This is a genomic window from Kitasatospora sp. NPDC127067 (assembly GCF_042724755.1).
Classification (GTDB): Bacteria; Actinomycetota; Actinomycetes; order Streptomycetales; family Streptomycetaceae; genus Kitasatospora; species Kitasatospora lactacystinica.
Map to the genome: position 1 here is coordinate 1 of NZ_JBHXEM010000042.1, position 21,566 is coordinate 21,566.

Consider the following 21,566-nt stretch of genomic DNA (forward strand, 5'->3'; position numbering starts at 1 on the left):
ACCCCTGCTAGTCCGAGGTGCGGCCGCTCCTGGCAACCTTCCGCAGCTAGGCCATCAACGGCACCTGCGGGGAGGGGATTTCACGAGTCGGCGCGGGATTCGCGAGGGCACACGATGCCCGCGCTGCTACGTGTGCGCCCTCATCCACCCTGCGGCGAAGGCGAATCCGCCCGTAGAGGATGCGAGGAAGACGAGGACGAACACCATGGCACTCGCCGGGGTCGATACGCCCTCGGGAATCATGAGGGCGGCGACGGCGGCGACCGCGAGACTCCCGACGACGATCACGCCGGCGGCGGCGACGGCCGCATACCTCTGCGGAGGACGACGACCAGCCGCTCGATGACGTCCGGCCGGGCGGCCCCGAGGTCGATCAGGACGACGCCGGTGGCCTTGGCCGAGCGCCAGTCGATCCCGAGGGACGGGAGTTTCACGTCGGCGGCGTTCAGGACGGCCTGGAGGTCGTCGAGGACGTCGGCCGCGGTGCGACGATCCTCGGCCGTGATCTTGCCGATCATGCTGGTCATCGGGCATCTCACTGTTCGGTGTTCGTGATCCAACGCGCTTCGGCGTCCCACTCGATGCCGCCGTTGAGGGGCCGGAGGTAGGCGCGGCCCTGCTGCCACCCCATGAAGGCGGCCCAGCGGCCGGAGCGGACATCGAAGACCCGCTCGCCGACGGCGGAGGGACGGTAGGGGTTGGTCGGCGGCGCCACCCGCCGCGCGGGCGGCGCCGCGGGGGTCAGGGAGGAGGCGTTCACCCGCGCCTCGGGGACGGAGTCGCCGCACTGCGCGCAGCGGCAGGGCGGAAAGTTCCGCCGCAGAACCAGGCTTTCGACACCCTGATTGTTCGTCATATTCACCGACTAGTCTCTCTCTGTTGCCATCCCCTCACCAAGAGTGTCTGCTCGCGACTAGTATCAGAAGAGCTTCACTTTGACAGCAAGCATTGTGGAAATCGGTGATCACCATGCCTCAGCGGGAACTAGACCCAACCTCATCTCCGAACGCGGCCATCGGCGTTCAGCTGCGACGCTTCCGCAAGGCGAGGGGGCTCACGCAGATCGAGCTCGGACGGCGGACCAACTACAGCGATTCACTCATCTCCATGATCGAGAACGGAGACCGCCCCGCGCCATTGAACCTCGTTCGCCGGTGCGACAAGGAACTCGACACCTGCGAGGCGCTTGAACTCCTGTACTGGACTGCCAAGAGCAGCACCTTGATCGGCGGATTCGTCGCCTTCATCGAGCACGAGCGCAAGGCCACGGCCTTCAAGGTCTACGAGCTGAACGTCATCCCCGGACTGCTCCAGACCCGGGCCTACGCCTCCGCGATCGTCAGCGCCGAGGCCCGACGGGGCGAGATCCCCGAAGACAAGGTCAGCGAACGCGTCAATGTCCGGATGGCGCGCCAAGCCGTGCTCTACCAGGAACCCGCCCCCTCGATCCGCATCGTCATGGAAGAGAGCTGCCTGCGGCCCGTCGGTGGCCCCTTCGTCATGGCCGAACAGCTTCGCCGGCTGGAGAATGTCGCCGGCCTTCCGCACGTCATGCTGCAGATCGCGCCGTCCAGCCTCGGCGAGAACCTCCCGTCGCTCCTGCCGTTCACGCTGCTCACCTCCCCGAGCGGGGCGTGGATGGCCTACCTCGAAACCATCCAACGGGGCTACGTGGAGCGAGAGAACCAGGACAACATCCACTCCCTCGCAAGGACTTACGATTGGCTCCAGGTCCAAGCCCTCTCATGTGCGGACTCGCTTGCCCTCATCCGCACGCGTCTCAAGGAGTTCCACGCCATGTTCCCCATCGCGGCCTCCAAGCCCGTCTCCTGGCTGAAGTCCTCGTACAGCAGTGGCGGCGGCAACTGCATCGAGGTCGCACCGGGCCACCCCGGCATCCTCCCTGTGCGGGACAGCAAGGACCCCGACGGCCCTCAGCTCGACTTCGGCATCGACGCCTGGCGGTCCTTCATCGCCGGCATCAAGTCCGGTGAGTTCGGAACCGCCTGAGAGGAGCTAGCAGAACGGTGGTGTCCAAGTCCGCTCATGCTGAACGTGGGCATCCGATGGAGTGGCTGCCTCAGAAGCTCGCCGTCGACCCGGATATCACCTGCTGGCACTGGCTACGGACTGGCACAAGGCCGGGATCTAAGGCCAGCTGCACCAGGTGCTGCTGACCGAGTTGCACCGAGCCGGCGAGCCGGACTCGTTGCGGACGGTACACAGGAACTCGCCCTGCCAGGCCCGCCGCAGGCCAATCACGGTCGGACCCGATCAATCGCCCGACCGGACTCGGGAGCGGTACGTGATCACCGACAGTCGCAGCACACTACCGGCCATCACCGTGACCTGCGGCAACCGCCACGACACCACCAAGCCCCAGCGGCGCCTGGACGTCCCACAGCATTCGGCAGTACCTGTCGTAGCCGCAGGCGCACGCCGCAGTGTGCCGCACGACTCTGGCCTCGAAGCCGTACGGCGCCTCGTCGAGCAGATCAACACCCTGCTCATCTACTGGACATCCGTCAGGCATTTCTCAAACTGGCCTAACGTCATCACATTCCGACGCATCCAAGTCTTACGCCAGGCCCTCTAGGCATCTGGCCACGCGAATCATCATCCACCGCGTGTCAATCTTTACCTCGACATCGAATGAAGGAGCAGCGTTGACGCCCGAAGGTGCCGAAAGATCCCCCAACGCTCCACGGACAGTCCATAACGACATGTCCGGGACGGTTTCCGGCCCGATGGTTCAGGCATCGGAGATCGGCAACATCACGATCAATTACAATGCGACACCACCTCCACTTGATTCAACATCCAAGCGAGACGCAATTGAAGACGCCTGCTCCAGTTACTTTGAACCCGTCCCCAGATCTCTAGATCTAATTACCTCGATGACTTTGCGCCGACCGCCGGCCTGGGAGTATCTCATTTATGTTGGACATTTGCACATTGGAATAAAGGAGCTGGAACCGAGATGGTTTGACTATAGCCTTGGATACAGATCAACCGGTCCCACCTTCACCAATGTAGAAGATTTGTCCAATCATATATCTGCAGCATTCCACGAGGCAGCAGACATCGCCCATCGGGTGGAAGTATGGCTCTCCCCCGACGCCCAGGAGAGGGCCTTCGGCGCACCAGGGGAACCAGGCAACCCGGTTCTGATCGAGCACCTCGCACGGCGGCTGGTCGGCACCTACGGGAGCCTGATCGAGTGGTCCGTGTCAGTGAGATCCATAAGCGCTCCTGAGAATCTCTCCCGGATTGTCGATGCAGCTGCAAAATTTGTCGATAAGTCCATTCGAGAATTCCGGACTTTCATCGCCGACCTACTGGCGAGGCTTGACCAGCTCTCCACCCTCGGGCCAATGGCGCCAACGGAACCAATATCCTTGGACTTCTCTTACGTAATGGATATTGATCCTGGGGTAGTCAAGGACTTTCAGGCGGAGCTAAAGCGAGCAAAACGACGCCAACGCCGGTGGTTCTGACGCCACTAAGGACCCCGACGGCCCTCAGCTCGCCTTCGACATGGACGCCTGACGGTCCTTCGTCGCCGGCATCAAGTCCGGTGATTTCGGCAGCATCTGAGAAGTGGTGGCGGAGTGGGCCTCGCCCGCTCCGGGTGAGGCCCACTCCGCCCGCTCACCCCGCCGCAGGCCTCGTCAGGCGGCGCACCAGAGTGACCAGCGCCTCCCGGTCCGCCACCGGGTCGGTCGCGCCGGAGAGGAGCAGCCGCACCATCTGCGGGAGCGTGAACCACGCGTTCACCAGGCCGATCACCGCGAACATCAGCCGTCCCGGATCCACGTCGTCGGCCAGCTCGCCCGCCCGCTGCGCGGCCGCGAGGACGGCGACCTTCTCCCCGTAGTGCGCGGTGCGTTCGGGCTCCGCCGCCAGCGCCTCGGACTCCGTGCCGCGCTGCAGCCCTTCCCAGGCCAGCAGGCGCGAGAAGTGCGGGTTGGCCGAGTGGTAGTCGAAGACGCGTCCGGCGTAGTCGCCGAGCTCCAGTTCCAGCCCCGGCACCGGGGCGAGCGGCACCGCTTCGGCCAGCTTGCCGAGTTCGGACGCCAGCACCGCGGCGAAGAGCTGGTCCTTGCTGCCGAAGTACTGGTAGATCCGCTCCTTGTTCACTCCCGCCCGGGTGGCGACGCGGGCGATCCGGGCGCCGTCCGGGCCGAATTCGGCGAACTCCTCGACGGCGGCGTCGAGGAGGAGTTGCTGCGTGCGTGCGGTGTCCCAGGCCATGGCACCACCGTAGCGCAAATCTCCAACCAAAGGGTTGGACATCTGCGTGCGCGCCTGCCAAACTCCAACCGACGGGTTGGAGTTTGGAGCATCCAGAGCGTCCAGCCGCTCGCTCACGGGAGGAAACCGCCTTGAACACCGACAACATCACCGCATCGGCCCCCGCAGCCCCGTCCGTGCACCGCCGGGCACTGCTCACCTGGCTCGCCGTCTACCCGACCATCACCGCCGCCTTCGCCCTGCTCGGCCCCCACCTCGGACGCCTGCCACTGGTACTGCGGACCCTGGTCATGACCGGTCTCGTCGTCCCGGTCGTCGTCTACGCGCTACTGCCCCTGCTGCTCAAGGCGGAGAAGAAGCTCACCCACCGCCCCGGCCGACGGAGGTAGCGAGCACCCGGAACCACGGCAGCCACCGCACCGCTCCGGACGCCGAGCCCCGGGCGCCGAGCCCCGGGCGCAGGCCACCGCCCGAGGGCGCCACCGCTCAGCGGCCCTGCGCGACCAGGAAGCGGCCGGAGCGCCAGTGCAGCCTCGCCGGGCCGCCGGTGGGCCAGTCGTGGTTCAGGTGGCGGCGGCCGCGGCCGAGGGCGCCGAGGCCCTGGGGCCGCAGCGTTCCACTCCTCAGGCCGCTCGCCTCGACGGCCGTCACCGGCATGATCGTCACGTACTGGGCGTCGTCCCCGCCCATCCAGTCGACGACCTCGGTGAAGATCCACACGAACTGCTGCGAACAGTCCAGGCAGCGCCGCAGGTTGACCGCGAAGCGCGAGCCGCCCACCACCTCCGCCTCGTGTTCGAAGCCCTCCCGCTGCCGGCCCCACACGGCCCGCTCGTCCTCGCCGTAGCACTTCGCGCAGCCGAACTCCGCCATCGGCCTTCCCATCGGTCGACTCCCTGTTCCGCGAGGTCCCGTGTCGCGGCCCATGATGCCCGCAGGGCCCCGGGGGCCGGCCGGGCAGTTCACCCGACCGGGGAACAATTCATGGACCGTTCCCGCACCGTTCGCGCCTCAGGGCGGACACCCGGACGGCCGGTTGACGCCCCGAGGCCCGGCACGGGCTTCGGACCGCGCACCTCGAAGTCCGCACCGAAGGCCCTCGCGCCCGAACGGCCGTCGCATCGGAAGGTGACGCGTACATGTCCCAGATTTCTGGGATTCTCCTCGCCCACCCGCCTCGCACAGAATCGGCTTCAGGCCCTCCGGTGAGAGCGGAGGCCCGCCAAGTCACCCATCTGAAACAGGAGTTGATCAACGATGACACACTCCTTCAAGCGCGCCGGTGCCGTCCTCGCGGCGGCGGCGATCTCGCTGTCCCTGTCCGGTACGGCCACGGCCGTCGCCCAGCCCGCGGCGGTCGGCGGCTCGGCCCGGAACTGCGTGGTGAGCGCGGAGGGCGGGCAGTCCAAGTGCTTCGGAACCTACCGGGAGGCCATCAAGTTCGCCACCGGCGGGCGGGTCGCCGACGCTCCGTTGACCGCCGCCGCGGCCGCCCGGGACACCGAGTTCACCGAGGAGCTGAACGGTTCGACCGGCCTCTCCAGCCTGGTCGTCCTGGGGACGATCTACCAGGACTTCTTCTTCGAGGGCGAGTCCGTGACCTTCACCGGCCCCCACGGCTGCTACAACGGCAACAGCGCCGACTACTCCTTCGACATCCCCGCCCCGCTCACCAACCACGTGTACTCGCTGCGCCCGTACGCCAACTGCTGGTTCAACCTGTTCACCGGCGTCCAGGCCACCGGCTACGCCAGCCCCAGCTACAAGGGTGAGACCGTCTCGGTGGACGAGGCCTGGCGGACCCACTCCAGGTCGCTGACGCTCGGCTGAGCGACGGCCCTGACCCCCGCACCCCACCCCGCTCGGCGCGCCCCCTCCTCGGAGGCCGCCGGGGGGAGCAGGGTCAGGGCAGGGGGCGGCCGGCCGGAGTTCCGGCCCGCCGCCCCCTCAGTCGGTCTCCAGCAGGACCGCCGGGAGCGCGCCGTCCAGCACCAGGGCCCGTGGCAGGTTGAGGCCGAAGTGGCGGCCGAGCACCTCCAGGCAGGTGCGGTGGAGGTCGTCGTTCTCCCGGTCGTGGTCGGGCAGCCCGGCGGCGGCCAGTTCGGCCGTCAGGGCGGCGACGGTGGCGGGCTCGCCCCGGACGCCGTCGGGGCCCCAGCCGGCGTCCAGGTGGAGGTTGAGGAAGCAGGTCTCCCGGCCGTCCCGGTAGCCGTGGAAGAACGGCGGCACCGGCTTGCCGTTCTCCTCCTCGAACTCCAGGTGGTAGACCTCGGCGCCGCCGCGCGAGACGGACGGCGACACACTCAGCTCGCCCTGCCAGTAGCCGTACACCACCGCGAAGGCGAGGTCGCCGCTGCGCCCGTGGTGCAGCCCGATGTCCTCGACGTCGCCGGGGAATTCGAGTTCGTGCTCCTCGACCAGGTCGTCCGCCGTGAGTTCGCCGAGCGGGCGCACGGTGCACCCCGGGAGTTCCTCGGCGATCCGGGCCACGAGCTCCTCGGGCTCCAGGCCGCGGGCCAGGACCACGCTGTAGCCGCCGAAGGCGATCGACTGGGGTTCGGCCAGCCAGGTGAGTGAGTCCGTCATGGTGATCATCATGGCGCACGGGTCAACCGTTCGGTATTCCGAACGGCCGGGCAGCGCGGCCGAACCCGTTCCGCCCGCTCAGTGCCAGAGTCCCCACGAGGCCGGCCGGACCGGTTCCGCGAGGTGGCCGTGCTGCTCGGCCCGGTACTGCAGCACCAGCACCGAGCGGACCTGTTCGCCGTCCAGCGCGGTGTAGGCGTGCGGCAGCGCCGCGTCGAAGCCGATGTAGTCGCCGGGGCCGAGTTCGATCTCGCGCCCGTCGACCCGCACGCCCAGCCGGCCGGTCTGGACCATGGTGTGCTCGGTACCGGTGTGCCCCCCGGACTCCTGGGCGGATCCGGTGCGCACCACCTGGTCGTACAGCTCGAACACCGCGTCCCCGGACTCGATCCGGCGCAGCGGGCGCAGGTCGACGCCCCGCCCGGTGAGCACCTCGGTCTCGGCCGCGCGCACCACCGTGACCTCGCCGCCCGGCCGGGCCTCGACCAGGTCGGAGATCGGCACGCCGAGCACCCGGGAGAGCCCGAGCACCGTCTCCAGCGTCGGGTTCCCGGCCCCGGACTCCAGCTGGGAGAGCGTCGCCTTCCCGACCCCGGCCTGCCGGGACAGCTCGGACAGCGACAGTCCGCGCTGGGCCCGCACCCGCTTCAGGTTGGCGGCGAGGACGCCCCGGACGGATTCCTCGGCATCGTTCACTCTCGACCTCTTCTCACCCGGCACTGTTCGATATACCGTACGGGACGCACACCGACGGACGGGGAAGCGTAGCGAAGCACCGCGCTTCCCTCACCCTCACCAGGAGACCTCAGTGACCGAGCCCGCCGAGACCGCCGAGACCACCGAGCCCGCCGAGACCATCAAGTACCGGAAGAACGGCCTGACCCGCGGGGTCACGGACGAGCTCGCGGAGAGCATGACGCAGGGCTGGGCCGACACCGAGCGCACCGCCCTGGAGCCCGTCCCCCAGGCCGCGCACACCGCCCGCCGCCGCGCGGAGCTGTCCGCCGCCTTCCCCGGCGAGCTGTTGGTGGTCCCGGCCGGCAACCCCAAGGTCCGGGCCAACGACACCGACTACCCGTTCCGCCCCTCCTCCGACTACGCCTACCTGACCGGCGACCAGTCCCAGGACGGCGTCCTGGTGCTCACCCCGACCGGCGCCGGCGGCCACGAGGCCGTGCTCTACCTGCGCGACCGCTCCCGCGTCGACAACGGCGAGTTCTGGCTGGACGGCCACGGCGAGCTGTGGGACGGCCGCCGCAACAGCCTGACCGAGAGCGAGCGGCTGTTCGGCCTGCCCTGCCGGGACGTGCGCGCCGTCCGCGCGGACCTGCGCGCCGCCACCGGCCCGGCGCGGGTGCTGCGCCGCCACGACGCGGGCGTGGAGGAGGCCCTCGCGGACCGGGCGGTCGCCGAGCGGGACGAGGAGTTCGAGGTCTTCCTGTCCGGGCTGCGCCTGGTCAAGGACGCGTTCGAGATCGAGGAGCTGCGCTTCGCCTGCGCCGCCACCGCCCGCGGCTTCGAGGACGTGGTGCGCGTCCTCGGCACCGACACCGAGACCGCCGAGCGGCTGATCGAGGGCACCTTCTTCGTCCGGGCCCGGGTCGAGGGCAACGACGTGGGCTACAGCACCATCGCCGCGGCCGGCCCGCACGCGACCACCCTGCACTGGGTGCGCAACAGCGGGCACGCCCGGCCCGGCGACCTGCTGCTGCTCGACGCGGGCGTGGAGACCAACCACCTCTACACCGCCGACGTCACCCGCACCCTGCCGGTCAGCGGCCGCTTCACCGAGCTGCAGCGCAAGGTCTACGACGCCGTGTACGCGGCCCAGGAGGCCGGCATCGCGGCCGTGCGGCCGGGCGGGCAGTTCCGCGACTTCCACCACGCCGCCCAGCGCGAGCTCGCCGAGCACCTCACCTCCTGGGGCCTGTTCGGCGACCTGAGCGCGGACAAGGTGTACGAGCTGGGCCTGCACCGCCGCTTCACCCTGGCCGGCACCGGGCACATGCTGGGCATCGACGTCCACGACTGCGCCCACTCCCGCACCGAGGAGCACGTCGACGGCCCGCTCGTGGCGGGCATGGTGCTCACCGTCGAGCCGGGCATCTACTTCCAGGAGAACGACCTGACGGTGCCGGAGGAGTACCGGGGCATCGGGGTGCGGATCGAGGACGACATCCTCGTCACCGAGGACGGCAACGAGAACCTCTCCGCCGGCCTCCCGCGCCGCTCCGACGAGGTCGAGGCCTGGCTGGCCCGCCTGCGCGGCTGAGCGAGGGAGCGGCTGCGCAGCTGAACGGCGAGAGCGGCACCGGGCGCGCCCGGTGCCGCTCTCCGCACAGCCACGGCTTCGGCTTCGGCTTCGGCTTCGACTGCGTCGGCTACTTCAGCTGCGCCAGCGCCTCGGCGACCCGCCGCACCGCCGCCTCGACGTCCTCGGGCATCCGGCTGGTGAAGCAGAGCCGGAAGAAGCCCGGCTCCGCGTTGTGCATGGTCCCGCCGGGCAGCAGGGAGACCTCGGTGGGCTTGGCGGCGAGGTAGCGGAACAGCCACTCCTCGTTCGGATCGAGCCCGTCCGGCCCGATGGCCGGCAGCCCGTTGACGTGCTCGCCGGGCGCGCGCTTGCCCAGGTACCTGCTGAGGTCGAGCCAGAAGAACATCGCGGCGTTGTCGCCGTCCCGGTGGACGTACTCGATCCCGGCGGCGTCCAGGGCGGCCTTGGTCCGGCGGAAGCTCGTGCTCAGGAGCGTGCGGTACTCGCGCATCGCGTACGCCGGGTACGGCTCGCCCTCGACGGTGGTCCTGAGCAGTTCCCCGACGACGTAGGTCTTCAGTGAGTCGAACGGGGTGAACCAGGGCAGTGCGCGGGTCTGCTCGGCCGGGTCGTCGCTGCCGAGCATGGCGCGGTGCACGGCCTCGTTCTTGGAGACGACGAATCCCGTGCGGAAGCCGGACAGCCCGAAGTCCTTGGCGAAGCCCCAGACCACGTGGATCCGGTCGGTATGCCCCTGGTACGCGTCCAGGGCCATCGCGCTGGTGAACGGCGTCGTACCGGTGTCGAGTTGGGAATGACAGTAGATCTCATCGGAAATGATGTGCAGATCGGTGTGCGCGAGCGCCCAGTCGTAGATCTCGTCGAGCAGTTCCTTGGGGTAGTTGACACCCAGCGGGTTGTGCGGATTGGTGAGGACGAGCAGCCGCGGGTTGTGCCCCGCCTCCTTCCGCGCCTCGTAGGCGTTCACGATCAGGTTGAGGGTGAGCCGGTAGCGGTCCTCGCCGTGGGTGGGCAGGTGCACCGGGACGCACTTCAGTTTGGGCCGTTCCTGGAACGACCAGTTGAAGCCCTGCCAGTACGGCGCCGGGATCAGCACCTCGTCCCCCGGCTTGAGCGGCTCGCCGCCCGTCCCCTGCCGCCGCATGAGCCCGAAGGCGATGCACTCCAGCGCGGAGGAGACCCCGGCGCAGCCGAACACGTCGTCCATCGCGACCGTGCGGCCGAACGCCCGGGTGAGCAGGTCCGCCACCTGCTGACGCAGCCACGGTATGCCGACCGGGGCCATGTACTTGATGTTCGCCTCGGGGATCAGCCGGACCTTGTCGAAGACGTCCCGCTGCATCGAGTGGTGGTACAGCAGGACGTTCTCCGCGACGGACAGGTCGATCGCGGTGTCCGGTGCCAGGTGCTGGTGGTAGAAGGCGAGGGCCTGCTCGAAGTCGGGCAGGCCGGCGTGCAGGTCGGCGACCGCCTGGGGCGGGGCGAGCCTGAGTCCGTTCACGGTGGTGGTCATGGTGGTCCCCTGTCGGGTGAGCGGGTCCGGCGGTGCGCCGGAACGGTGCCGAACGACACCTGACGATGCCGTTCGCACACGCATCGCTCCCAGCCGACCACGCCCCGGAACCGGCCGCCAGCGCTCGGCGGCCGTCCGGACGGCGCCCCTGCCGCCACACCCTCGACCGTCAGCCGAGCCGCCACACCGTCGTGGTCTTGACCGCGGTGTCCTCCAGGTCCGCGACCACCGGCACCTGGTAGGCCGCCACCGCGGTGAACCGCTCGCGGGGCAGGTAGGCCCGGCCCGGGTCGCCGACGACCACGGTCGCGCCGCGCGCCGCGGCCCGCTCCAGGAATGGCAGGAAGCGGGCGGCCATGGCCCGTTCGTAGAAGACGTCGCCCGCGAGCACCACCTCGGCGGGACCGCCGTCGCCGTCCACCAGGTCCACCAGGGCGCCGTCCACCCGCACCCCGTTGGCCTCGGCGTTCAGCCCGATCGCGGCCACCGCGTAGGCGTCGATCTCGGCGGCGCGCACGTCCGTGGCCCCGCGCAGCGCGGCGGCCACCCCGACCAGCCCGGAGCCGGCCGCGACGTCCAACACCGTACGGCCGGCGACCAGTTCGGGGTGGTCCAGCACGTAGCGGGCGACCGCCACCCCGCCCGCCCAGGCGAAGGCCCAGAACGGCGGCGGCAGCCCGTCCTCCCCGCGCGCCCGCTCGGTGGTCTCCCACAGGGCGATGGCGTCCTCGGCCATGTGCAGGCTGATCTCGGGCACGAAGGGGACGGACTTCAGCTCGGTCTCCCGCCGGACGAAGGCGAGGTCCTCGGCGGGCTGAAGAGTGCGCAGCTCACTCGGCATGCCCCGCAGCATAGAGCCCGCGCGGGGTGCCCGCGCACGCCCGCGCGCCTGGCGCCGGGCCGGCGGGACGGCGGCAGGGCTGCGGGGCAGGGGGGCAGGGGGCAGGGGGCAGGGGCGGCCCGACGCGAACGCCCGCCGCCCCCGGCCGGGTTCACCCGCGCTCGTCCACCACCCGCTTGATCTTCCCGACCGAGCGCTCCAGCGTGTACGGGTCCACCACCTCGGCCGCGACGGTGATCCCCACCCCGTCCTTCACCGCCCGGACGATCGTCGCCCGCGCCGCCGCCCGCTGTTCGGCGGAGGCCTCCGGCCGGGCCTCCACCCGGACGGTCATGTGGTCCAGCCGCCCCTGCCGGCCGAGCCGCAGCTGGAAGTGCGGCGCGACGCCCGGGGTGCGCAGCAGGATCTCCTCGATCTGGGTCGGGAAGACGTTCACCCCGCGCAGGATGATCATGTCGTCGCTGCGCCCGGTGACCTTCTCCATCCGGCGGAAGGCCGGCCGCGCGGTGCCGGGCAGCAGCCGGCTGAGGTCGCGGGTGCGGTAGCGGATGATCGGCAGGGCCTCCTTGGTGAGCGAGGTGAAGACCAGTTCGCCGCCCTCCCCCTCCGGCAGCACCTCGTCGGTGAACGGGTCGACGACCTCCGGGTAGAAGTGGTCCTCCCAGATGTGCAGCCCGTCCTTGGTCTCCACGCACTCCTGGGCGATGCCGGGGCCGACCACCTCGGAGAGGCCGTAGATGTCGACGGCGTGCAGGTCGAGCCGTTCCTCGATCTCGCGCCGCATCTCCTCCGTCCAGGGCTCGGCCCCGAAGATGCCGACCCGCAGCGAGGTGCCGCGCGGGTCGACGCCCTGCTTCTCGAACTCGTCCAGGAGGGTCAGCAGGTAGGACGGGGTGACCATGATGATCTCGGGTTCGAAGTCCAGGATCAGCCGCACCTGGCGGGCCGTCATGCCGCCGGAGGCCGGGATGACGGTGCAGCCGGCCCGCTCGGCGCCGTAGTGGGCGCCGAGGCCGCCGGTGAACAGCCCGTAGCCGTAGGCGATGTGCACCTTGTCGCCGGGCCGGCCGCCGGCCGCGCGGATCGAGCGGGCGACCACGTCGGCCCACATGGAGAGGTCGTTGTCGGTGTAGCCGACCACGGTCGGCAGCCCGGTGGTGCCGCTGGAGGCGTGGATCCGGCGGACCTGCTCCATCGGGACGGCGAACATGCCGAAGGGGTAGCCCTCGCGCAGGTCGGCCTTGGTGGTGAAGGGGAAGCGGGCGAGGTCGTCCAGGGTGCGGCAGTCCTCGGGGCGGACCCCGGCGGCGTCGAACTTGCGGCGGTAGAGCTCGACGTTGTCGTACGCGTGCCGCAGGGTGGCCCGCAGCCGGGTGAGCTGGTGGGCGCGCAGCTCGTCCGGACTCATCCGCTCACCGGCGTCCAGGAGCTCCGGCGGGATCGGCTCCCCGAGGTGTCGGTGCGGGACGGGTGCGGTGCCGGTCATCGTCGCTCCTTCGCTGCTCGGCCGGGGTTCCCCTGCCAGGGGCACCGACCGATCGTTCGGTCAGCCCTGTTCGCTCCATTGATCCAGTACCCGAACCACCTGTCAAGGGATCGCACGAGGCTTCCGGAATGTGAAGTTCCGACCACTTCGAGGTGACTTCACCTCGACAGCTTGGCTGTCCGATATGAAAATCATTACAGAAGTTTGACTTGCCACCGGCCTTCACCGCCCCGCCCCCATGGTTCAGTAGTGCGGTTTCCGCCCCGCACCCCGGAGTGATCACCGTGCCCACGACTCCCGCCCTGGTCAGCGCGCTGCGCGAACTCGGCGACCGACCCGCCGTCGTCGCCGACGGGCGCGCGATCAGCGGCATCGGCCTGCTGCTCGGCGTCTCCCCGCCGGGCGGCCTGCCCCGCGCCCTCGCCCGGCGCGTCGCCGAGCACGCCGCACTCCCGCCCTCCGCCGCCCGGGCCGCCGAACAGCGGCTGCGCTACTGGGCCGGCGTCCTCGGCACGCCCCCGATCCGGCACACCGTGCTCCACCCCGTGACCGACCTCGCCGTCGACCTCGCCCTCGCCACCCTCCTGGCCGGCGGCACCGTCCACTGCGGCGACCCCGACCAGCGGCCCGAACAGCAGCTCCGGGCCGTCGCCGCCGCCCGGACCACCCACCTCAGCCTGCCCTCCGCCCTGCTCTGGCCGCTCAGCCGGCAACCCGACCTCACCGCCCACGACCTCGGCGCGCTGCGCCTGGTCCTGCACGTCGGCCCCGAACCCCGACAGGAGGACGTCTACACCGCCGTCGACGCCCTCGGGGCCGTCCTCGCCCACGTCCGCGCCCCCGACAGCAACGCCGAGGCCGCCGACCGCCGGCTGCGCGCCGACACCGAGAACGCCACGGCCGCCGCCTGGAAGCACAGCATCGGCATCACCGCCGCGCAGGTCCGCGACTTCGGCGCCCAGCTCGACCGGGCCGTACTCGCCGCACTGCTGCACACCCTCCAGCAGAGCGGCGTACTCACCGACCCCGCCCGCGGCCACCCCGAGGCCGAAGTGCTCGCCGCGGCCATGGTCACCCCCGCCCAGCGCCCCCGCGTCGCCCGCTGGCTGGACGCGCTCGCCCGGCACGGCCTGATCACCCGCCAGGACGGCGGCGCCCAGGGCCCGGTCTTCCGCGGCCGGCCCGGCACGGCCGCCGCCGAGGTCCGCGACACCTGGCGCCCCGCGGTCGAGACCTGGGCCGACGGGCTCGGCCCGGCCGCCGCCCTCACCCGGGTCCGGCGCGACGCCCTGCGGCTGCCCCGGGTGATCACCGGCCAGGAGGCCCCCCGGCCGGCCGCCACCCCGGTCCGCCGGGCCGCCGCCCGCGGCTACCTCGGCGCCGCCCTCGGCGCACTGGTGCGCGGCACCGCCGAGGCCCACCAAGGGCCCGGGCCGCTGCGCGTGCTCGAACTCGACCCCGAGGGCGGCGAACCCGCCGTCGCCCGCGCCCTCGCCTCCGCCACTCGGCCCCGGCACGCCGTCGAGCACCACGCCGTTCCCGACGGCGGGCGCTACGACGTCGTCGTCGCCACGGTGACGGCGGCTCCGGCATCGGCTCCGGCATCGGCTCCGGCCTCTGCCTCTGCCTCTGCCTCTGCCTCTGCCTCTGCCTCTGCCTCGACCGTGGCCGCCACCGCGGCCGGAGAACCGGAGCAGGAGGTGACGACCCTGGTCCGACTGCTCTCCCCCGGCGGCCGGCTGCTGCTGCTCGCGCCCACCGCCGAACAGCTCGACCTGCTGATCACCGGCGACGCCCACAGCCCCCCCGCCCGCCCGGCGGAGCACTGGCGGGCCGCACTGACCGCCGCGGGCTGCCCGACCGTGCTGACCCTGCCGGAGGACGAGCACCCGATGGCGCTGCTGGGGCAGCGGCTGTTCGCGGCCCGGGTGGACTGACGGACGCCCGGGGGTGCGGCTGGCTACTCTCAAGGGTCATGACCACTTCCGCGCCTCCGGCCCGACCCGCCCGCGGGTCCATCGGCTCCCTCCGCTCGATCGGCTCCATCGTGTCCGTCCGGTCGATCGGCTCGATCGGGTCGGTGCTGTCGACCGGCTCGATCGGATCCGTCCTCTCCCTCGGCTCGATCGGGTCGGTGCTGTCCATCGGCTCGATCGGGTCGGTGCTGTCCATCGGCTCGATCGGATCCGTCCTCTCCCTCGGCTCGATCGGATCGGCCTGCTCCGCCCTCAGTGTCCTGTCGGCCGGGTCCCGGCGCGGCCTCGGCTCGCTGCTGTCGGAACGTTCCCTCCCGTCGGTGCTGTCCCGGCGGCTCGCCCACCCGCCCACCGTGGCCGAGCGGTGAAGTCCGGATCACGCACCGCCACCCGATCCGTACCATTTCGATACCGAAGCCTGGATGAGCTGCGAGGATCCTCGCCGCCCGGCTCCGTCCCCGGGTAGGCTCCGCATGTCCTCCGGCCCTCGCGCAGGCGGCCCCCTGCCGCCGTGCCGCGTTCTCCGGGGGTGCACCCCCGCGGGCCACTCGGTGGGCACCGCGCACTCGACACCGCGCGCCAGGGCAGTCGCGCGAACGGCGAAGGGCATCGCATTGGCGGATCGGCTCACCGGAGGAGACTCCTCGCTGCTGCGGCGGATCAACGCGGCGGTCACGCTCCGGGCGCTGCGCAACGGCCACTCCGTGACCCTCACTCAGCTCGTCGGCGAGACCGGGCTCTCCCGCCCGACCGTCGAGGGCGTGATCGAGGGTCTGGTCGAGACCGGGCTGGTCGCCGAGGTCGAGCAGCCGCGGGAGGAGGGCCAGCCGGGCCCCGGCCGCCGCGGCCGCCCGGCCCGCTGGTTCCGTTTCCGCGCCGAGGCCGGGCACATCCTCGGCATCGAGATCGGCGTGCACGACATCCGGGTCATCCTGGCCGACCTCACCGGCGAGGTGGTGGGCAGTCACTTCAAGCCGGTCGACGAGACCCTCGACGCCGAGGACCGGCTCGCCGCCGTCCGCACCGCCGTCGCCGAGGTGCTGCGCAAGGCCGGCATCTCCCGGGACAACCTGTGGTCGGTCGGCATCGGCACCCCCGGCATCGTGGACCGCGAGGGCACAGTCCAGCTGGGCACCGCGATGCCCGGCTGGACCGGGCTCGACCTCGGGGCCCGGCTGCGGCGCTCCTTCCGCTGCCCGGTCCTGATCGAGAACGACGCCAACCTGGCCGCCATCGCCGAGCACTGGCAGGGGGCGGCGGTCGGCGCCGACGACGTCGTCTTCGTGATGGCCGGCCTCAGCCCCGGCGCCGGCTCCCTCATCGGCGGCAGGCTGCACCGCGGGTTCGGCGGCGCGGCCGGCGAGATCGGCGCCCTGCACCTGCTCGGCCAGGAGGTCACCCCCGAGCGCCTACTGTCCACCACCGGAAAGCCCCTCAACCCGCTGGACGAGGCCGCCGTGGCCCGCGTGCTGCGGCTGGCCCGGGAGGGCGACGAGGTCGCCAAGGTCGCCATGGACCGCTTCCTCACCCGCCTCGTCCAGGGCGTCGCCGCGCTGGTCCTCGCCATCGACCCGCAGCTGGTGGTGATCGGCGGCTGGGCGGCCGGCCTCGACGGCGTCCTGGACCCGCTGCGCGAACGCCTGTCCCAGTTCACCCTGCGCGCCCCGGAGGTCGCCCTGGCGGCCCTCGGTTCGGAGGTGGTGGCGATGGGCGCCCTGCGCGTCGCCCTGGACCACGTCGAGGAGCAGCTCTTCGCGGTGGACCCGCCCCGGGCCTGACGTCGGGCGCGGTGCGGGGCCGGCCCGGGGCCGGCCCGGGGGGCTGGGGGCTGGGGGGCTGGGCTGCCGTCGGAACCGCTCCGCCGTCACGGCGCGTAGTCCGGGTCGGTCAGGTCGAGGGTGAGGATGGTTCCCCAGTCGTTGACGAAGTGCGCCAGCGGCCAGTCGACGGACACCCGGAGGAACGGGTTGCCCTGGGTCGACGTCAGCACCCACACCAGCCGGCGCCGCCCGTCGAGCCGGGCGAGGAAGCCCTCGTCGCCCATGCCCCCGCTGCCGCAGCAGACGAACCCCCGCCCGTCCGGCAGCTCGGCCTCGCCGTCCACGTCGATCTCGTGCTCGTACGTGGGCTCCTCGACCTCGAACGGCTCGCCCAGCTCCAGGTGCAGCGAGCCGGGCCCGTCGAAGAACACCTCCCGCGCCGTTCCGTCCGCCCTGAACAGCCCGCCGTACGCCGGTATCTCCGACTTCGCCCACAGCTCCACGACCAGGTTCACGACCCCGTCCTCCCCCTCCGCACTGCCGGAGCCTCCGATGCTATGCCGGCCAACGGCAAAGGCCCGGACGCCAGTTGGCGTCCGGGCCTCGACCTGAGGGTGTTCGGAAGATGGTTCAGGAGGCGGTGCGGACCTCGGCCGTCGCACCGACCGGGGTGACCTCGACGAGTCCGGCCTCGCCGAAGGTCAGCTTGCAGGTGTCCGCCCGGTAGGTGGCGACGCCCAGCGCCACCAGCCGGCCGGCCGCGGCGTACTGGGTGGTCATGACCAGGACCGGGGCGCCGGGCGGGCGCTCCAGCAGGGCGGCCTGCTCGGCCTCGGCGACGCCCAGCTCGACCGAGCGGGACTCGCCGTCCACCTCCAGGCGCTCCAGCTGGCGCAGCACCGAACGGGCGCGGTCGCTCTCGGCGCGGAAGCCCGGCAGGTGCGGCAGGGCGGCGGCCGGAACGTGCAGCGCCTCGGTGGCCACCGCGCGGCCCTCCACCAGGCGGACCCGGCGCACGGTGTGCACGGTGGCGCCCTCGGCGATGCCCAGGCCCTTGGCCAGCTGCGCGGAGGCGGGGGCGGTGGTGCAGTCGAGCGTCCGCCAGGACTGGCTGCGCGCGGCGCCGGGCCAGCCCTCCTCCTGCCGGTTGACCGGGACGCCGACCCGAGGGGCGGCGATCAGGGTGCCGATCCCCCGGCGGCGCACCAGGCGGCCCTCCAGCTCCAGCTGGTCGAGCGCCTGCCGCAGCGTGGCCCGGGCGACGCCGAAGCGGGCCGAGAGCTCGCGCTCGTTGGGCAGCACCTGACCGATGGAGAACTCCGAGTCGATGGCCCGCAGCAGCACCGTGCGCAGGTGCCAGTACTTCGGCTCCGGCACCGCAGAAAGCTGTCCTGTCGTCCCCACCGCGTCCTCCACCCTGATGCTGTCCGCCCTGAGACAAGGAGGGCGGATCCCGGGCCCACTGTCCGCTGTTGCGGCAGGTGGGAGAGCGGGCCTTTATCCGTCCTTCTTTATTAAAGGTCCTTGCAGTAAGTGACCCTAGGCGCTCCGTCCGAAGATGGTCAAGACCAATGGCGCGGCTTGATGGGACTGTCGCACATCTTCATGCCGCGTTCACGACAGGTCCTGTCAGTCGCTGTCACCATTCACGTCCACCGGAATCCTGGAGTCCACACCCCGCGGAGCCGGCCGCCCGGCCATCGGCCCCGCGCGTCACGATTCGGGACGGGGACGACCAGTCGGTAGGCTGCCCGGGTGATCGTGGTGACGAGTGTGAACGTGAACGGAATCCGGGCAGCGGCCAGGAAGGGCTTCGTCGAATGGCTGGCCGGCACCGAGGCCGACGTGGTCTGCCTGCAGGAGGTGCGCTCCGAACCCGAGCAGCTGCCCGCCGAACTGCGCGACCTCGACGGCTGGCACGCGGTCTGGGCCCCGGCCGCCACCAAGGGCCGGGCCGGCGTCGCCATCCTCTCCCGCGAGAAGCCGCAGCGCACGGTGATCGGATTCGGCTCCGAGGAATTCGACAATGCGGGCAGGTACGTCGAAATCGACCTCCCCGGCCTGACCGTCGCCAGCCTCTACCTCCCCTCCGGTGAAGTCGGCACCGAACGCCAGGACGAGAAGGAACGCTTCATGGCGGAATTCCTCGTCCACCTCACCGCCCTGCGCACCCGCGCCGCCGCCGACGGCCGCGAGGTCGTCGTCTGCGGCGACTGGAACATCGCCCACCGGCCCGAGGACCTCAAGAACTGGAAGGCCAACCAGAAGTCCGCCGGCTTCCTCCCCGAAGAGCGCGCCTGGCTCTCCCGCGTCTACGACGAGGCCGGCTACGTCGACGTCGTCCGCGCCCTCCACCCCGACCGCACCGGCCCCTACTCCTGGTGGTCCTACCGCGGCCGCGCCTTCGACAACGACTCCGGCTGGCGCATCGACCTAATTGTTTGTCAAAAAAGCCTCGCTGACAGGTGCGTTGAAGCCTACGTCGAACGCGCCGCCTCCCACGCCGAGCGCTGGTCCGACCACGCACCCGTCACCGCAGTGTTCGACTTCGAGCGATAACTGAATAGCCAAATGACAATGGCCTCCAAGCCGGGTCTCGTGGCTAATCAGCAGCAACTTCATGACGGCGGTACCCGGACGTGAGCACCTCGACTCAGAATCCCCTGCATGCGAGACAGCTCCGCGGGCGGACCGATGCTCTGGCCGGCCGACGAGCCGTGAAGGCATGGGGCGCACTCTCGAGGACGGAATCGACCCCGGGCTGACGGACCCCGAGCGGGAGGTTCTGGCTTCGCTGGACGGCATGCCCCATGGCTGGCGAGCACCGACCCAATCCCCATGACAGCTGTCGCGCAGCTGTACCGGCGGGACGTGCCCGACCTGGCCGGCGGGCCCACCGACTGCGGCCTGCTCCAGGTGTCTGGTGCCGTTCGACGCTCGGCGGCGATCGTAGGCGGGCAGGCCTGCCTACGATCGCCGGTAGGAGGTGAAGTCCGGGCCGGTTGTACTGCGCGGGGTGTCGGGCAGGGTGGGGGTGCCGACGAGTTCCAGGGCGGCGTCGACGCCCTGCGGGTATAACTTCCGTACGGCGTCGGAGATTTCGCCGGTGTCCAGGAGCGGGTGGTCGATGCCTCGGCGCTCGAGGTCGTCGAGCCGGTCCGAACGACGGGTGGTGGCAAGGACTGAAATTCCACCCTGGGGCTGGACACCTGGAGGCTGGGACATGTGAGCCCGGAGGAAGCAGTTTCAGGTGGGAAGCAACGGCAACATGAGTAAGCGGTACACGGCGGAGTTCAAGAGGGACGCGGTCGCGCTCGTCCGGTCTTCTCCGCACCGGAACGTCACCGAGATCGCCCGGGAGCTGGGGGTCAGCCCGGAGGGGCTGCGGGGCTGGGTCAAGCAGGACCGCACCGATCGGGGCGAGGGCCGGCCCGGTGACCTGACCAGCCCCGAGCGCGAGGAGCTCGCCCGACTTCGTCGGCAGAACCTCGAGCAGCAGAAGACGATCGAGATCCTGCGCAAGGCGGCCGCCTATTTCGCGGCCGAGACGAATCGGTGATCCGCTTCCGTTTCGTTGAGGACCACCACGGCGCCTTCGGCGTCAAGCGGATCTGCCGGGCGCTGGGGATCGCCCGCTCCTCCTTCTACGCCTGGCGGGCCCGCGAACAGGACCGTCGCGCCCGCGAACGGGCCGAAGACCTCCTGGCCGCCGAGATCGCGGTGATCCACCTCGCCTCCCGGGGCGCCTACGGCGTCCCGCGCGTTCACGCGGAACGACACCCTCGCAGCGTAGACGGAGAGTGTCCAACCGCAGGGTGGAACTTCACTACGGCGCTTTCCCCACCGGCCCGGACCTTCTCACCACTCGACCAGCGCGAATCCCGCCGACATACCGCCGCCGAAGCCGGCCAGGAGGATCAGGTCGCCGGGGGTGAAGGCGCCAGCGCGGGCGGCCGCGTCCAGGGTGATCGGGATGGAGGCGGCTCCCGTGTTGGCGTAGCGCGTCAGGGTGCGGTGCATGGTCGCGCGAGGCAGTGCCAGGTCGGCGAAGACGCTGTCCAGCATGGTGCCGTTGGCCTGGTGCGGTACGAAGTGGTCGATGTCGTCGGGCGCGACACCGCATTCGTGCAGGAATCCCTTGACCAGCTGCGGCAGGTGGTCACCGACGAAGTTCCGCACGCCTCGCCCGTCCATCGCGAAGTACTGGAGCCCTGCGTCGAGGACCGTCTGGTCCACCGGCATGCGGCTGCCGCCGGCGGGCACCTCGATGAGCCCCGACAGTTCGCCGAACGAGTGCAGTGAGAGGTGCCGGACACGTGGTCCGTGGTCGACCGGCGCCCCCAGGACCACGGCTCCGGCGCCGTCCCCGAACAGGATCACGGTCCTGCGGTCGGCCCGGTTCAGGATGCGGGAGTACAGGTCTGCACCGATGACCAGCGCATGGCCGCCGGTGCGGGCGAGTACGCCCTCGGCCGCGGAGAGCGCGAACACCGTGCCGGAGCAGACCGCGTTGACGTCGAACGCGGCCGCGCCGCTCGCGCCGAGCCGCTGCTGGACGTAGGCGGCGGTGGGCGGTTGCGGCCGGTCGGGTGTGGACGTGGCGACCACGATCACGGACAGCTCCTCGGCGGAGATGCCGGCCGACCTCAGCGCGGCACGCCCCGCGGCGGTGGCCAGGTCCGAGGTGGCCTGGCCGTCGGCAGCCCATCGTCGTTCCCGGATGCCGGTCCTGTCGGTGATCCACGCGTCGTCGACCCCCGCCGCCGCCGCGGCCTCGTCATTGGACACGATTCGCTCCGGCACATAGGCACCCGTACCGAGAATCCTGACGTCGGTCATACGGCTGCCCTCCCCTCAAATGGATGGAGAACGGTG

Annotated in this window: 24 protein-coding genes; 11 read left to right on the forward strand and 13 right to left on the reverse strand. The window is 70.9% G+C overall.

Annotated elements, in window-relative coordinates; all coding sequences use genetic code 11:
- Positions 1-284 precede the first annotated feature (284 nt).
- Positions 285-527: a hypothetical protein gene (locus ACFWJ4_RS18580; RefSeq protein WP_380545202.1), complete on the reverse strand. Its 243-nt coding sequence runs from the start codon at positions 525-527 to the stop codon at positions 285-287.
- A gap of 8 nt (positions 528-535) precedes the next feature.
- A complete protein-coding gene (locus ACFWJ4_RS18585; protein ID WP_380545204.1) occupies positions 536-856 on the reverse strand; it encodes a hypothetical protein in 321 nt (106 codons plus the stop codon).
- Positions 857-969: 113 nt separating this feature from the next.
- On the opposite strand from ACFWJ4_RS18585, the gene ACFWJ4_RS18590 reads away from it, so the two are divergent.
- From ACFWJ4_RS18590 to ACFWJ4_RS18600, 3 genes are all read left to right on the forward strand, one after another.
- Positions 970-2,010 carry a Scr1 family TA system antitoxin-like transcriptional regulator gene (locus ACFWJ4_RS18590; RefSeq protein ID WP_380545295.1) on the forward strand — a complete coding sequence of 347 codons (1,041 nt, stop codon included), beginning with the start codon at positions 970-972 and terminating at the stop codon, positions 2,008-2,010.
- A gap of 295 nt (positions 2,011-2,305) precedes the next feature.
- Positions 2,306-2,596 (forward strand): hypothetical protein, encoded by a 291-nt coding sequence (locus ACFWJ4_RS18595; RefSeq protein ID WP_380545205.1) that lies wholly within the window; start codon positions 2,306-2,308, stop codon positions 2,594-2,596.
- 31 nt (positions 2,597-2,627) lie between these two features.
- The gene (locus ACFWJ4_RS18600; RefSeq protein WP_380545207.1) at positions 2,628-3,497 is read left to right on the forward strand and encodes a hypothetical protein; all 870 of its coding nucleotides are present in this window, start codon (positions 2,628-2,630) and stop codon (positions 3,495-3,497) included.
- Positions 3,498-3,651: 154 nt separating this feature from the next.
- On the opposite strand, the gene ACFWJ4_RS18605 is transcribed toward ACFWJ4_RS18600, so the two are convergent.
- Entirely contained in the window at positions 3,652-4,254 is a 603-nt protein-coding gene (locus tag ACFWJ4_RS18605) for a TetR family transcriptional regulator (protein WP_380545209.1), read from the reverse strand.
- 131 nt (positions 4,255-4,385) lie between these two features.
- Here ACFWJ4_RS18605 and ACFWJ4_RS18610 point away from each other — a divergent pair, with 131 nt between their 5' ends.
- A complete protein-coding gene (locus ACFWJ4_RS18610) occupies positions 4,386-4,643 on the forward strand; it encodes a hypothetical protein (protein WP_380545211.1) in 258 nt (85 codons plus the stop codon).
- Between the two features lie 97 nt (positions 4,644-4,740).
- Here ACFWJ4_RS18610 and ACFWJ4_RS18615 read toward each other — a convergent pair whose 3' ends face one another.
- Entirely contained in the window at positions 4,741-5,139 is a 399-nt protein-coding gene (locus tag ACFWJ4_RS18615; RefSeq protein ID WP_380545213.1) for a hypothetical protein, read from the reverse strand.
- Positions 5,140-5,511: 372 nt separating this feature from the next.
- On the opposite strand from ACFWJ4_RS18615, the gene ACFWJ4_RS18620 reads away from it, so the two are divergent.
- Positions 5,512-6,084, forward strand: a complete 573-nt coding sequence (locus tag ACFWJ4_RS18620; protein WP_380545215.1) for a hypothetical protein — start codon at positions 5,512-5,514, stop codon at positions 6,082-6,084.
- A 117-nt stretch (positions 6,085-6,201) separates the two neighbouring features.
- On the opposite strand, the gene ACFWJ4_RS18625 is transcribed toward ACFWJ4_RS18620, so the two are convergent.
- Together ACFWJ4_RS18625 and ACFWJ4_RS18630 are read right to left on the reverse strand one after the other, a co-directional pair.
- The gene (locus ACFWJ4_RS18625; protein ID WP_380545217.1) at positions 6,202-6,840 is read right to left on the reverse strand and encodes a hypothetical protein; all 639 of its coding nucleotides are present in this window, start codon (positions 6,838-6,840) and stop codon (positions 6,202-6,204) included.
- 78 nt (positions 6,841-6,918) lie between these two features.
- Positions 6,919-7,536 (reverse strand): helix-turn-helix domain-containing protein, encoded by a 618-nt coding sequence (locus ACFWJ4_RS18630; RefSeq protein WP_380545219.1) that lies wholly within the window; start codon positions 7,534-7,536, stop codon positions 6,919-6,921.
- Between the two features lie 112 nt (positions 7,537-7,648).
- Here ACFWJ4_RS18630 and ACFWJ4_RS18635 point away from each other — a divergent pair, with 112 nt between their 5' ends.
- On the forward strand, positions 7,649-9,112 hold the full coding sequence (locus ACFWJ4_RS18635; RefSeq protein WP_380545221.1) for an aminopeptidase P family protein: 1,464 nt from the start codon (positions 7,649-7,651) through the stop codon (positions 9,110-9,112).
- 109 nt (positions 9,113-9,221) lie between these two features.
- Here ACFWJ4_RS18635 and ACFWJ4_RS18640 read toward each other — a convergent pair whose 3' ends face one another.
- From ACFWJ4_RS18640 to paaK, 3 genes are all read right to left on the reverse strand, one after another.
- Positions 9,222-10,628 (reverse strand): pyridoxal phosphate-dependent aminotransferase, encoded by a 1,407-nt coding sequence (locus ACFWJ4_RS18640; RefSeq protein WP_380545223.1) that lies wholly within the window; start codon positions 10,626-10,628, stop codon positions 9,222-9,224.
- Positions 10,629-10,797: 169 nt separating this feature from the next.
- Positions 10,798-11,469 (reverse strand): class I SAM-dependent methyltransferase, encoded by a 672-nt coding sequence (locus ACFWJ4_RS18645; RefSeq protein WP_380545225.1) that lies wholly within the window; start codon positions 11,467-11,469, stop codon positions 10,798-10,800.
- A 151-nt stretch (positions 11,470-11,620) separates the two neighbouring features.
- Positions 11,621-12,955 (reverse strand): phenylacetate--CoA ligase PaaK, encoded by a 1,335-nt coding sequence (gene paaK, locus ACFWJ4_RS18650; protein ID WP_380545227.1) that lies wholly within the window; start codon positions 12,953-12,955, stop codon positions 11,621-11,623.
- Between the two features lie 284 nt (positions 12,956-13,239).
- Between paaK and ACFWJ4_RS18655 the strand changes: the two genes are divergently transcribed.
- The 3 genes from ACFWJ4_RS18655 (at position 13,240) to ACFWJ4_RS18665 (ending at position 16,709) form a co-directional block, all read left to right on the forward strand.
- Entirely contained in the window at positions 13,240-14,892 is a 1,653-nt protein-coding gene (locus ACFWJ4_RS18655) for a hypothetical protein (protein ID WP_380545229.1), read from the forward strand.
- A 38-nt stretch (positions 14,893-14,930) separates the two neighbouring features.
- Entirely contained in the window at positions 14,931-15,299 is a 369-nt protein-coding gene (locus ACFWJ4_RS18660) for a hypothetical protein (RefSeq protein ID WP_380545230.1), read from the forward strand.
- A gap of 246 nt (positions 15,300-15,545) precedes the next feature.
- Positions 15,546-16,709: an ROK family protein gene (locus tag ACFWJ4_RS18665; protein WP_359899623.1), complete on the forward strand. Its 1,164-nt coding sequence runs from the start codon at positions 15,546-15,548 to the stop codon at positions 16,707-16,709.
- Positions 16,710-16,795: 86 nt separating this feature from the next.
- Here ACFWJ4_RS18665 and ACFWJ4_RS18670 read toward each other — a convergent pair whose 3' ends face one another.
- Together ACFWJ4_RS18670 and ACFWJ4_RS18675 are read right to left on the reverse strand one after the other, a co-directional pair.
- Positions 16,796-17,206: a hypothetical protein gene (locus ACFWJ4_RS18670; RefSeq protein ID WP_380545232.1), complete on the reverse strand. Its 411-nt coding sequence runs from the start codon at positions 17,204-17,206 to the stop codon at positions 16,796-16,798.
- 115 nt (positions 17,207-17,321) lie between these two features.
- On the reverse strand, positions 17,322-18,095 hold the full coding sequence (locus ACFWJ4_RS18675) for a GntR family transcriptional regulator (RefSeq protein WP_359899721.1): 774 nt from the start codon (positions 18,093-18,095) through the stop codon (positions 17,322-17,324).
- A 351-nt stretch (positions 18,096-18,446) separates the two neighbouring features.
- Here ACFWJ4_RS18675 and ACFWJ4_RS18680 point away from each other — a divergent pair, with 351 nt between their 5' ends.
- Both ACFWJ4_RS18680 and ACFWJ4_RS18685 read left to right on the forward strand, forming a co-directional pair.
- Positions 18,447-19,250: an exodeoxyribonuclease III gene (locus ACFWJ4_RS18680; RefSeq protein WP_380545234.1), complete on the forward strand. Its 804-nt coding sequence runs from the start codon at positions 18,447-18,449 to the stop codon at positions 19,248-19,250.
- Between the two features lie 709 nt (positions 19,251-19,959).
- Positions 19,960-20,250 (forward strand): transposase, encoded by a 291-nt coding sequence (locus ACFWJ4_RS18685; protein ID WP_072653749.1) that lies wholly within the window; start codon positions 19,960-19,962, stop codon positions 20,248-20,250.
- Here ACFWJ4_RS18685 and ACFWJ4_RS18690 read toward each other — a convergent pair.
- Together ACFWJ4_RS18690 and ACFWJ4_RS18695 are read right to left on the reverse strand one after the other, a co-directional pair.
- The gene (locus ACFWJ4_RS18690) at positions 20,223-20,471 is read right to left on the reverse strand and encodes a hypothetical protein (protein ID WP_380545236.1); all 249 of its coding nucleotides are present in this window, start codon (positions 20,469-20,471) and stop codon (positions 20,223-20,225) included. The two genes, ACFWJ4_RS18685 and ACFWJ4_RS18690, sit on opposite strands and share 28 nt — an antisense overlap.
- Positions 20,472-20,549: 78 nt before the next feature.
- Positions 20,550-21,530, reverse strand: coding sequence for a ketoacyl-ACP synthase III (locus ACFWJ4_RS18695; RefSeq protein WP_360348588.1), 981 nt, complete (start codon positions 21,528-21,530; stop codon positions 20,550-20,552).
- Positions 21,531-21,566 lie beyond the last annotated feature (36 nt).